Origin of the sequence: Gordonia sp. (in: high G+C Gram-positive bacteria), assembly GCF_012515855.1 — a bacterium.
Classification (GTDB): Bacteria; Actinomycetota; Actinomycetes; order Mycobacteriales; family Mycobacteriaceae; genus Gordonia.
This window is the reverse complement of sequence record NZ_JAAYXO010000237.1, coordinates 1-11,177: the sequence shown is the minus strand read 5'-3', so window position 1 is coordinate 11,177 and position 11,177 is coordinate 1. Positions and strand designations below refer to the sequence as shown.

Here is an 11,177-nt window from a genome sequence, read left to right as displayed (position 1 = left end):
CTGCAGACAGGCCGCGGTCCTGCTCGCGACGCCAGAGGTCGCGGACGATCTCGGCGACCTTGATGATGTCGCCCGAGATCAACTTCTCCTGGTTGGCCTTGAAGCGGCGGGCCCAGTTGGTCGGCTCTTCGGTGTGCGGAGCCCGCAGCACCTGGAACACCTCGTCCAGACCTTCCTCGCCGACTACGTCGCGCACACCCACGTACTCAAGCTTGCTCGACGGAATCTGTACCGTCATGTCGCCGTCAGCAACCTTCAGGACCAGGTACTCGACCTCTTCGCCCTTAATTGTCCGAACTACGATGTCTTCGACTCGAGCAGCACCGTGATGGGGATAAACAACGGTGTCGCCAACTTTGAAATTCAATGTTCCCTGCCCCTTTCGAATGTAACCAGTCTAACACGCGCCGACCGGGAGCCTTTACCAACGGTGCAGGTCAACCCAGGTGTTGGCAGGTGAACGGTGGTGTAGCCACCGGGTTCGCCCGGTTCGGAGGCCACCGAAAGGGACCTTCGCGAGGGTTCACGGCGCTAAGATCATCGAGATGTTTCGGCGACCCGGAAGAACGTTTCTGGTACCCGCCCACTACGCTGCGTAGTGAGTTCCGCAATCACCGGCGGACATACAGCAACGACCACCCGGAGGAAATGGTGTCAGTGCTCAATCGGTCCCCTCGCCGTCTGGCCTCGGCTGCAGTTGTCGGCGCACTTGGAATCGCCATCGCTCTTGGCACAACTGCCTGCAGCTCCGGCCACATCGCGCAGACCGCGACAATGGAGCCCGCCGTCAACGGTGCCGCAGGCACCATTGAGTTGACCCCGACCACCGTCGGCCCGCACGAAGTGATGAGCAACGGATCCATCGCGATCCGCAACGCGCACGTGCTGTACCCGACGGACAAGGCGGAAGCAGTGTTCGGAGACGGCGGCCCGTTCAAGGTCGCTTTCCTGATCGCCAACGACAGCCCGACGCGCGTGGTGAAGCTCGACGGCATCACCACCAAGACCGGCACCGTGAAGATCACCCCGCCGGCCGACGCCAAGGCTGCCCAGGATCCGACCTCACTGCGACCCACCCATTCGCTGCAGGCCGGCGAGCCCACCGGTTCGATCACCGCGGCCGACGGTACCGACACCCTGCCCGTGACCCGCCTCGACGTGGAGCTCAACGACACGGGCAAGACCGTTGCGGCGGGCCTGACCGTTCCGCTGACCTTCAACTTCTCGGTGTACGACCTCACCGGCAAGAAGGTCGAGACGGTTTCGACGACCGTCCTGACTCCGGTCGACGGCAGCCCGCTGGTGACCCGTCAGGACGTCATCCGCGACCGCCAGGGCGAGAGCGGCGGCCACTAGCCTCCGCACCCCGAGCTCTTTCACAGTGCCCCGGCCCCTTGGGTCCGGGGCACTGTCGTATCCGTCGCCTACAGTGGCTCCCGTGGCCAAGGCGAAATCAATCTTCCGGTGCACCGGGTGCGGACATCAGGTGCCGAAGTGGTTCGGGCGCTGCCCCGACTGCGGTGAGTGGGGCACCATCAGCGAGTCGGCCCCCGCGGCCGTCGCGGCCCGCACCGGGACCACGTCGGTGGCACCGTCGAGCCCGGCGGTGCGGATTACCGACGTCGCCTCCGACTCCGCGACCGCCACACCGATCGGCATCGCCGAGTTCGATCGCGTCCTAGGCCGCGGAGTGGTTCCCGGATCGGTCATCCTTCTCGCCGGCGAGCCCGGCGTCGGCAAGTCGACGCTCCTGCTCGAAACCGTGAAGCACTGGGCGGCCCAGGGCAAGACCGCCCTGTACGTCACGGGCGAGGAGTCGGCGGGTCAGGTGCGCTTGCGCGCCGAGCGCACCGACGCCGTGCACGACAACATCTACCTGGCCTCCGAAACCGATCTGTCGACCGTGCTGGGACACGTCGAGGCCGTCTCGCCGACCCTGCTGATCGTCGACTCGGTGCAGACCATGGTCGCCACCGGCACCGACGGCGTCACGGGCGGCGTCACCCAGATCCGTGCGGTCACCACCGCGCTGGTGTCACTGGCTAAGACCAGCGGCATCGCGATCATTCTGGTCGGCCACGTCACCAAGGACGGCAACGTCGCGGGTCCCCGATCGCTGGAGCACCTCGTCGACGTCGTGCTCTCGTTCGAAGGCGATCGACATTCGTCGCTGCGGATGATCCGCGGCATCAAGAACCGCTTCGGCCCGTCGGACGAGGTGGGCTGCTTCGAGCAACGCTCCGATGGCATCCACCAGGTCAGCGACCCCTCCGGCATCTTCGTCCATCAGCACGAGTCCGATGTCTCGGGCAGCGCAGCGCTGGTGGCGATGGACGGTCGTCGCGCGATGGTCGGGCAGATTCAGGCCCTGCTGAACGACACCAAGATGACGTCGCCGAGACGTGCGGTCAGCGGCCTCGACTCGGCGCGCGTGGCGATGATGCTGGCGGTCGCGGAGAAGCACGCGGGCATCACCGCGAGCAGCAAGGAAGTCTATGCCTCGACCGTCGGCGGAATGAAGGTCAGCGAGCCGGCCGCCGACCTCGCGATCTTCCTCGCGCTGTACTCGTCGTTCTTCGACAAGCCGATCCCGTCGACCACCGTCGCGATCGGTGAGGTCGGACTCGTCGGTGAGGTCAGGCGCGTCTCGTCGATCGCCCGCCGAGTCGCCGAGGCCAAGCGACTCGGCTTCCGCCATGTGATCATCCCGGTCGGCAGCGACGAAGAGATGCCGAAGGGCATCGCGATCACCCGCGTCAACAATCTCCTCGAAGCGAAGACCGCGATCTCCGCGAAAGAGGCTCCGCGACGGGACTACGCCGAGGCGCCGTTCTGACCGTGCGCGGCCCCAGCACTCCTACCCCGCGCACATACTAGGACGAGGCGTCGCCCGAGTGAACCGCCTTGTCGAGGTAGTCGGCGAAGTGCTTCTCCAGGTCGATCGCGATGAATAGGGCGTGCGCACCGGCGACCGGCTGCTCAGGATCGCCCAGGTGGGCATAGCAGCGGGTGTAGATCTTGCGTCCCTTGCCGCCCAGAATCTCCCCCGTGAAGTGCAAGGTGCTGCCAAGCGGAATCGGGCGCGCGTAGTCGATCGCCAGGTGACCGGTCACCACCGGCTTCCGCAGCAGGAGCGGCGAGGTGCCCATGACCTCGTCGAACGCCCCGGAGAGCACCCCGCCGTGGATCACACCGGGGCCGCCCTGCATCCAGTCGACCACCGGCATGGTCGCGGTCACGGTGAGTCCTTCGCCGGCGAACACCTTGATGCGCAATCCGACGGGAGCTTCGTCGCCGCAGCCGTAGCACATCGAGTGGTGCAGCTCGATGCACTCGCCGGGCGCCGTCGCCTTCGGGTCGCGTACCAACGGCTCGATGTCTGTGGGCAGCACAAATGATGTCTTCACGTACCGCTACGCTAGTCCAGGTGAACGACTCCGTGACGCCCGAGCCCCGTCTCGGTGAACAACTGCGCTCGGCGCTGCCCCGCGTGGCGCCCGGCACCGGCCTCCGCGACGGCCTCGAACGAATTCTCCGCGGCGGCACTGGCGCGCTGATCGTCCTCGGTTACGACGACGACACCGAACGGCTCTGCGACGGCGGCTTCCACCTGGACATCGAGTTCGCGCCCACCCGGCTGCGCGAGCTGTCGAAGATGGACGGCGCCGTGGTGCTGTCCGGCGACGGCAAACGCATCGTCCGCGCCAACGTGCAGCTGATGCCCGACCCGAGCATTCCCACCGAGGAATCCGGTACCCGCCACCGCGCCGCGGAGCGCACCGCGATCCAGACCGGGTTTCCGGTGATCTCGGTGAGCGCATCCATGTCGATCGTGTCGGTCTACGTGGCAGGGCGGCGACACGTGGTCGAGAACCCGGACGCGATCCTCTCGCGCGCCAACGTCGCGTTGACCACCTTGGAGCGCTACAAGTCCCGACTCGACGAGGTCAGCAGCCAGCTCTCCCGCGCCGAGATCGAGGACTACGTGCTGCTGCGCGACGCGATGAGCGCCGCCCAGCGAATGGAGATGGTCCGTCGCGTCTCGGTCGAGATCGAGGAGTACGTGCTCGAACTCGGCGTCAACGGCCGTCAGGTGGCCCTCCAGCTGGAAGAGCTGATCAGCGACAACGACACCATGCGCGAACTCCTGGTGCGCGACTATCACGCGAGTCCCGAACCCGCCAGCACCGAACAGGTCCGTCAGATCCTCGAAGCCGTCGAGTCCTTGACCGATGCCGACCTCTTGGACCTCACTATGGTGGCCGGAGCCTTCGGCTATCCGACGTCGCTCGAAGCGCAGGACACGGCGATGAGCCCGCGCGGCTACCGCCTGCTCGCCCGCATCTCGCGGCTGCAGTTCGGCCACATCGATCGCCTGGTGCGCCATTTCGGCACCCTGCAGTCGCTGCTCGCCAGCAGCGCAGCCGATCTGCAGGCCGTCGAAGGCATCGGCAGCATCTGGGCGCGGCACATCCGCGAGGGCCTGTCCCGCTTGGCTGAGACCAGCCTCGAACGGTTCGACTGACGGACGGAGCGACCGCTTCGGCTACTGGCCGACGGGAGCCTGCGCCGGCGCGACGACGTTGAACGTGATCGGCGCCGACTCCCGCTCGCCGAGCTTGCCGATGGCCTGGTAGCCGCCGGGCGCGATCTGAACGCGCTTCTTCTTGCAGCCTGGGCTGCTGGTGGTGCCCGACCAGGTGATGTCGTCGCGGACCTGCTGGCCCGGCTGGAGGACCTGGATGTTCACCGACTTGTCGGGCGCGCAGTCCTGCGCGGACCACAGGGTGCGACTGCCGTCGAGGGTCCGGACGGTGACATTCTGCGCGGCCTTGCCGATGTCACGCGAGCACGGGGCCAGGCCACCGTTGGTGGTGACGAGCGTGAAGACCGGCTGGTCGCCGGTGCTGTAGGTCGGCTTGTCGGTGTAGAGCACCACCGAGAGGCTCTGGTCGGAGCAGGCGGGAACGCCGGTCTGCTCGGCCGGAGAGCCCGCGGGCTGCTCCGCCGGAGTGTCGGCGGGCGGAGCGGCTTCCGGTGCCGCACTGGGGTCGCCGCCGTTGCCGTGATTTCCGCCGCCGCTGGGCGCTTCGCTGCTCGGCGCAGCACTCTCCGTCTTCGACGGCGCTGGAGCAGGTGTCGGCGTCGCCGACGACTTGGCCGCGGCATTCGCCGAGTCCGGGGCGTCGCCCGATCCTCCGCTGAGCGCGACGATAAGGAGAATCACCGCGACAACCGCAACCACGATGCCCGCACCGGCGACGACACGTCGGCGCCAATACACCTCGGGTGGCAGGGGTCCCTGTGGTTCAATCACGCCTCAACCGTAACGTCGCGACTCACCTGTCAGCGGCGACGCCCATCGGCGTGTCGTGAATTCGCGTAGTGTCGCGTGCCTCAGAAGCGCGCCACCGGGATCACTCGCCGACGTCGCCGATCACCTTGACGAGTTCCACCTGACCGTCTTCGAGGCGGTAGGTGAGGCCGACCACCGCGAGCCTGCCTTCAGCCACCCGGTCGGAGATGATCTTGCTTCGCTCCACCAAGAGGTTCACCGTCTCCTTGACGTGCCGACCGATGAAGTCGTAGTAGTCGGTGAGACCTTCGGCGCGACCCGCCAGCACACTCGGCGCCACCTTCTCGACGATGGTGCGAACGTAGCCGTTCGGGATGGTGTTGTTGTCGAGCGCTTCGAGGGTGGCGCCGACGGCGCCGCACTTGCTGTGGCCGAGGACCACGATCAGCGGGACCTCGAGCACGTCGGGTCCGAACTCGATGGTTCCGAGGACGGCTTCGTCGAGCACATGGCCCGCGGTGCGGACGACGAACATGTCGCCGAGTCCCTGGTCGAAGATGATCTCCGCGGCCAGTCGGGAGTCACCGCAGCCGAAGAGGACCACGTGCGGCGTCTGCCCTGCGGCCAGCGCCGCGCGCAGGTCGCTACTCTGATTCGGATGGAGCACTTTGCCCTCGACGAAACGCTGGTTGCCTTCTTGAATCACTCGCCATGCTTGAGCCGGGGTTAGGTTGTCCATGAGCAAAAGTATGCCACCGCACGTCGTCGTCGAATGGTTCGCCCAGTCACAACGCGACCTTCCCTGGCGCATCCCGGGCATATCCGGCTGGCAGATTCTGATCAGCGAGATCATGCTCCAGCAGACCCCTGTTTCCCGGGTTCTCGGCCCCTGGCAGGAGTGGGTGGAGCGCTGGCCGGTGCCGTCGGCGATGGCGCGGTCGAGCAGCGGCGAAGTGGTCCGGGCCTGGGGCAAGCTGGGGTACCCGCGTCGCGCGATGCGCCTGCACGAGTGCGCGGGCATTCTCGCCGAGAAGCACGGCGACGTGGTGCCCGACGACGTCGACACCCTCCTGTCACTGCCCGGTATCGGCGATTACACGGCCCGTGCGATCGTGTGCTTCGCGTACGGGCAGAGTGTTCCGGTGGTCGACACCAACGTGCGCCGGGTGATCGCACGCGCCGTCGACGGACGGGCACAGCCCGGACCGCCGGCCAAACGCGACCTCGCGAATGCCGAGCGCCTCCTCCCCCGCGACTCCGACGGCGGGTACGCCGCCACCGCGCCGACCTTCTCCGCCGCGCTCATGGAACTCGGGGCGCTGGTATGCACTGCCCGCGAGGCCCGCTGCGACGTCTGCCCGCTGGAACCCACCTGCGAGTGGGTCCGCCTCGGCCGACCGGCCCACGACGGCCCCGCCAAGAAGTCGCAGAAGTACGAGGGCACCGACCGCCAGGCGCGCGGCCGCCTGCTCGACGTGCTTCGCGGCTCCTCGGGGCCCGTCGAACGCACCGCCCTCGACCTCGCCTGGGGACGCGATCCCGGGCAACGCGCCCGCGCCCTCGACTCGCTCCTGGTCGACGGCCTGATCGAGACCACCGACGACGGCCTCTTCTGCCTGGCCGGCGAGGGTTAGCGCAGCTCGCTGCCCAGCCCCGCCAGGAACGCCTCCACCGCGCCTCGGTAGACGCCGGGACGGTCGTCGTGCACCAGGTGCCCGGCGCCTTCGACGCGCAGGTAGTGCGAATGGGGCCCGCGCTGCGCCATCTGCGCCATCTGCCCCGGCGGGGTCACTGAGTACTCCGCTTCCAGCAGCAGTGTCGGTGCCTGCACCGAATCCCACTGCCCCCAGAACTCTCGCGTTCCCCACTCCTCGGCAATCGCCGCCCACACGGGGATTCGGCCGTGAAGGCGGCCGTCGTCGAACGCCTCGTAGAAGTACCGTCCGGCAACCTCGCCGAACATCGCGACGGCCTCGTCGAGGTCGGCGAACCGGTCGGGCCAGGAGTTGAACCACGGCGCCCAGTCGCCGGTGGTGCGACCGCGGAAGTCGGGCGCCATGTCCTCGACCACCGTCGCGGCAACCAACTCGGGGAACTGCGCGGCAGTGCACCACGCGTGCAGGCCGCCCATCGAATGCCCGACCAGCACCGCGGGACCGCGGTCGATCCAGGTGATCACCTCGGCGACGTCGGCCACGAACCGTTCGGTCGAGATCTCATCGGCCGTCGGCTCGTGCGAACCCTGCGTCACGCCCTGATGAAACGCGGCGTCGAAGGTGAACACCCGCCCGTATCGACGGAGCCACGGAATCTGCCGCTTCCAGGTCCGACCGCGCCCCATCAGGCCGTGCAACAGGACGATCGAGCCGTGGCCGCCGTCTTCGCGGTCGAGGCCGCCGTAGTCGAGTAGTCCGATCACGACTTCAGACCCTAATCGCCCGAGGCTGGACTCAGTACGCTGAAGGCATGGCAATTGTGAAGATCAATGCGATTCAGATCCCGGAGGGCGCAGGCCCCGAACTCGAGAAGCGGTTCGCCGCACGCGCAGGCGTCGTCGACGGTGCCGAAGGCTTTCTCGGCTTCCAACTCCTCCGCCCGGTCAAGGGCGAGGACCGCTATTTCGTCGTCACCCAGTGGACCGACGACGCCGCCTACGAGGCGTGGGCGGGCGGCGATGCTCGCGCGGCGCACAAGAGCGACAAGAAGCCGGTCGCGTCGGGCGCCGATCTCCTGGAGTTCGAGGTGGTCATCGACGTCGCCCCGAAGGCCTGACGACCCGTCATACCCTGGCACCGTTTTAGAACGTGTTCTAGTATCGAGGAAAAGGTTCCCCTGACGCTAGGAGCACGAATGACCGAGCCCATCGAAATGACCCAGCTGTACATCGGCGGATCGTGGGTCGACCCGCACTCCACCGAGGTCCTGGAAGTGTTCTCGCCTGCGACCGGCGAGAAGGTGGGCTCGGTCCCCCAGGCCGACGAGCAAGACGTCGACGCCGCGGTGCGCGCCGCCCGCGAGGCATTCGACTCGGGTGTCTGGCGCAATACCCCTCCGGCCCAGCGAGCTGCGGTTATCCGTCGAGCGGCCGAGTTGATCAACGAGCGCGGCGCCGAGATCGGCGCCCTGGTCTCGGCGGAGATGGGCGCCACCCCGGGCGACGTCGCAACCCTGCAGCAGCTGGCCGGAACCGGCGTGCTCAACGCCTACGCCGACGCCGCAGACGCCTACGATTGGGAAGAGAAGCGCACCGGCCTGTTCGGCGAGTCGCTGGTGGTTCGCGAACCGGTGGGAGTGGTCGGCGCGATCATCGCCTGGAACGTCCCGCTGTTCCTTTTCTGCAACAAGTTCGGGCCCGCTTTGGCCGCCGGCTGCTCGATTGTGCTCAAGCCCGCTCCGGAGACTCCCCTCAACGCGAACCTTCTCGCCGAGCTCTTCACCGAGGCAGGCGTGCCCGCCGGCGTGATCTCCGTGGTCCCGGGCGGTGTGGAGACCGGCAAGGCCCTCGTGGACCACCCCGACGTCGACAAGATCACCTTCACCGGATCCACCGCAGCAGGCCGTGCGATCGCAGCCGCCTGCGGTGACCAGCTCAAGCGCTGCTCACTGGAACTGGGTGGAAAGTCTGCGGCCATCGTCCTCGAGGACGCCGACATCGCCGCCAGCGCTCCGATGCTCGTCTTCTCCGGCATCCTGAACTCGGGCCAGGCCTGTGTCGCGCAGACCCGAGTCCTGGTTCCCCGCAGCAAGCACGACGAGGTCGTCGACGCCATGGTCGCGGTCGCCTCCACCTTCGTCCCCGGCCTCCCGCTCGAGCAGGGAACCACGATGGGACCGATCATCAACTCGCGCCAGCACGAGAAGGTCACCGGATACATCGCCAAGGGCAAGGAAGAGGGCGCCACCGCAGTGCTCGAGGTGCCCGCCCCCGCCGTCGGCACCGGCAATTTCGTCGGCCCGACCATCTTCACCGGCGTCACCAACGACATGACGATCGCCCGCGAGGAGATCTTCGGGCCGGTCATCAGCGTCATCGCCTACGACGACCTCGACGAAGCCATCGCGATCGCCAACGACTCCGACTACGGCCTGGCCGGCTCGGTCTGGACCGCCGACGTCCCCAAGGGGATCGAGGTCGCAAAGCAGATCCGCACCGGAACCATGGGTATCAACTGGTACGCCATCGACCCGTCGTCGCCCTTCGGCGGCTACAAGAAGTCGGGCATCGGCCGCGAGAACGGCCGCGAGGGCCTGGAGAGCTACCTCGAGCACAAGGCCATCCTGATGCCGATGGGCTACACCTCGTAGCCTCCACAGGCCCGAAAGCGCCTGCCCCGAATCTCTTCGGGGCAGGCGCTTTTCGTATGTCGAGCGTACTCGCGACACCGGTCTCGATACTCGACGTCCTCGACCACCCTAAGGCAGGCACCCCGCGCCGGTCGAGTGACGCCAGCGAGCGCAGCGAGCCGGCGCCGAATCGAGACCACCGACGAACACCGGTCTCGATACTCGACGTCCCCTCGCTCCGCTCCGGGTCGGCGAACTCGACCACCTTAAGACAGGCACCCCACGCCGGTCGAACTACGCCAGCGAGCGCAGGCACCCCACGCCGGTCGAGTGACGCCAGCGAGCGCAGCGAGCCGGCGCCGAATCGAGACCACAGGCGAACCGTGCTCAGCCTCCGGGAGCGGGGGCCGGGGCTTCGGAAGCGGGGGCCTCGGGAATCGGGACGGCATCCGAAGGAGGCGTGTCAGTCTGCTGCACGTTCTGCTCCAGGCTGTCGTCGTTCAGGATGTCGATCTCGTTGATCTTCCAGGTGTCGCCCTGCTTCACCATGCCGAAGACGAGGCGGCTCGCATCGATCTGCACCTCTGCGGCGTCGTTTCGCGTCGAGGACTGGTTGATGAACAGCAGCACGCGTGCGGTGTCGCGCGTGTTCTCCATGACGCCCGCGCCCTGAATCGTCAGAGCGGTCGTGACGCCCTGCTGCTTCACCAGCTCTGCGACCTTCTCGCTGACGATGCGGTCCTGGTACTCCTTCTGTGCCGGACCGGTCAGTCGACCGAGCGTCGACGTGATGTTGTTGTCGACGTTCTTCGGGTTCCACGCGAACATGTCGACCACGTACGACTTCGCCGCGTCGAGCGCCGAAGTACGCGCTCGTTCCTCGGCGGACGCATTCGCGAACATGATCCCGACAGTCACCGTGATGGCGATCGCGACCACGGCAATCAATGCCAACAGCGGCAGCAACCAGCGCTGCATCTTGCTCATCAGGCGACCCAATCGAAGTTCGTCATCTTCAGTTCCCCGTTGATTCGGGTGATGTCGACGCGCAGGCGGAACGACGTCGACTGAACGGCCTTCTTGTCGTTCTTCGGGTGGCCCGACCAGGACGACACGACCAGAACCGAACCTTCGTCGGCGGTCGCCTCGGTGACAGCGTCGGCCACGATGCTGGTCTTGGTGACCATGTCGCCTTCGCGGATCATCTTGGCGATGCTCTTCATGTTGTCCTTGAACATCTGACGAGCCCGACCACTGGTCTTGTCCATCGTGTTCTGGTACATCTGATCGGCGTTATCGGGGTTCAGCGTGGTCAGCGAGACCACCATCTGCTGCGCGAATGTCGAGTACTCCGCCCGCAGGTCGCGATCCTGTTGGATCCGGTAGTACTGGAATCCGAAGGTCGCCGACAGGATGATCGCCGCTACGACGATCAGCGCGGTGAACGCCACCGCGACGACCGTGAGGGTCGAACTGTCGCCCGCCGCCTGCTTCGACGCACTCTGCCGTACCACCGCGCGCTTGCGACGACGCTCACGGTAGACGGCGTTGCTAGCCACCTCATCCGCGTCGGGTTCGACGGCGGACTCGCTGTCGG

General features: G+C 66.9%; 13 protein-coding genes. 6 read left to right on the top strand and 7 right to left on the bottom strand.

The features are described from left to right. The coding region (locus GX543_RS17250) for a CarD family transcriptional regulator (protein WP_290853702.1) at positions 1 to 367 on the bottom strand (367 nt) is incomplete at its 3' end. A gap of 407 nt (positions 368 to 774) precedes the next feature. Here GX543_RS17250 and GX543_RS17245 point away from each other — a divergent pair. Both GX543_RS17245 and radA read left to right on the top strand, forming a co-directional pair. Continuing rightward, the gene (locus tag GX543_RS17245; protein ID WP_290853700.1) at positions 775 to 1,356 is read left to right on the top strand and encodes a copper-binding protein; all 582 of its coding nucleotides are present in this window, start codon (positions 775 to 777) and stop codon (positions 1,354 to 1,356) included. Positions 1,357 to 1,438: 82 nt separating this feature from the next. Continuing rightward, the gene (radA, locus tag GX543_RS17240) at positions 1,439 to 2,836 is read left to right on the top strand and encodes a DNA repair protein RadA (protein WP_290853699.1); all 1,398 of its coding nucleotides are present in this window, start codon (positions 1,439 to 1,441) and stop codon (positions 2,834 to 2,836) included. 37 nt (positions 2,837 to 2,873) lie between these two features. Here the strand turns inward: radA and GX543_RS17235 are convergent, their stop codons facing one another. Further along, positions 2,874 to 3,407 (bottom strand): PaaI family thioesterase, encoded by a 534-nt coding sequence (locus GX543_RS17235; RefSeq protein ID WP_290853698.1) that lies wholly within the window; start codon positions 3,405 to 3,407, stop codon positions 2,874 to 2,876. Between the two features lie 20 nt (positions 3,408 to 3,427). Here GX543_RS17235 and disA point away from each other — a divergent pair, with 20 nt between their 5' ends. After that, positions 3,428 to 4,525, top strand: a complete 1,098-nt coding sequence (disA, locus tag GX543_RS17230) for a DNA integrity scanning diadenylate cyclase DisA (RefSeq protein ID WP_290853697.1) — start codon at positions 3,428 to 3,430, stop codon at positions 4,523 to 4,525. A 21-nt stretch (positions 4,526 to 4,546) separates the two neighbouring features. Here the strand turns inward: disA and GX543_RS17225 are convergent, their stop codons facing one another. Continuing rightward, a complete protein-coding gene (locus GX543_RS17225) occupies positions 4,547 to 5,317 on the bottom strand; it encodes a hypothetical protein (protein WP_290853696.1) in 771 nt (256 codons plus the stop codon). 100 nt (positions 5,318 to 5,417) lie between these two features. Then, the gene (locus GX543_RS17220; protein ID WP_290853695.1) at positions 5,418 to 6,035 is read right to left on the bottom strand and encodes a carbonic anhydrase; all 618 of its coding nucleotides are present in this window, start codon (positions 6,033 to 6,035) and stop codon (positions 5,418 to 5,420) included. Here GX543_RS17220 and GX543_RS17215 point away from each other — a divergent pair. Then, positions 6,034 to 6,930: an A/G-specific adenine glycosylase gene (locus tag GX543_RS17215; protein WP_290853694.1), complete on the top strand. Its 897-nt coding sequence runs from the start codon at positions 6,034 to 6,036 to the stop codon at positions 6,928 to 6,930. The genes GX543_RS17220 and GX543_RS17215 overlap by 2 nt on opposite strands. On the opposite strand, the gene GX543_RS17210 is transcribed toward GX543_RS17215, so the two are convergent. Continuing rightward, positions 6,927 to 7,715 carry an alpha/beta hydrolase gene (locus GX543_RS17210; RefSeq protein ID WP_290853693.1) on the bottom strand — a complete coding sequence of 263 codons (789 nt, stop codon included), beginning with the start codon at positions 7,713 to 7,715 and terminating at the stop codon, positions 6,927 to 6,929. The two genes, GX543_RS17215 and GX543_RS17210, sit on opposite strands and share 4 nt — an antisense overlap. A gap of 47 nt (positions 7,716 to 7,762) precedes the next feature. Here GX543_RS17210 and GX543_RS17205 point away from each other — a divergent pair, with 47 nt between their 5' ends. After that, the gene (locus GX543_RS17205; protein WP_290853692.1) at positions 7,763 to 8,068 is read left to right on the top strand and encodes an antibiotic biosynthesis monooxygenase; all 306 of its coding nucleotides are present in this window, start codon (positions 7,763 to 7,765) and stop codon (positions 8,066 to 8,068) included. 78 nt (positions 8,069 to 8,146) lie between these two features. After that, a complete protein-coding gene (locus tag GX543_RS17200; RefSeq protein WP_290853691.1) occupies positions 8,147 to 9,601 on the top strand; it encodes an aldehyde dehydrogenase in 1,455 nt (484 codons plus the stop codon). A 366-nt stretch (positions 9,602 to 9,967) separates the two neighbouring features. Here the strand turns inward: GX543_RS17200 and GX543_RS17195 are convergent, their stop codons facing one another. Then, the gene (locus GX543_RS17195) at positions 9,968 to 10,567 is read right to left on the bottom strand and encodes a hypothetical protein (protein ID WP_290853690.1); all 600 of its coding nucleotides are present in this window, start codon (positions 10,565 to 10,567) and stop codon (positions 9,968 to 9,970) included. Then, positions 10,567 to 11,177, bottom strand: a 611-nt coding sequence (locus tag GX543_RS17190; RefSeq protein WP_290853689.1) for a hypothetical protein, incomplete at its 5' end; no start/stop codon positions are given. The genes GX543_RS17195 and GX543_RS17190, both read right to left, overlap by 1 nt.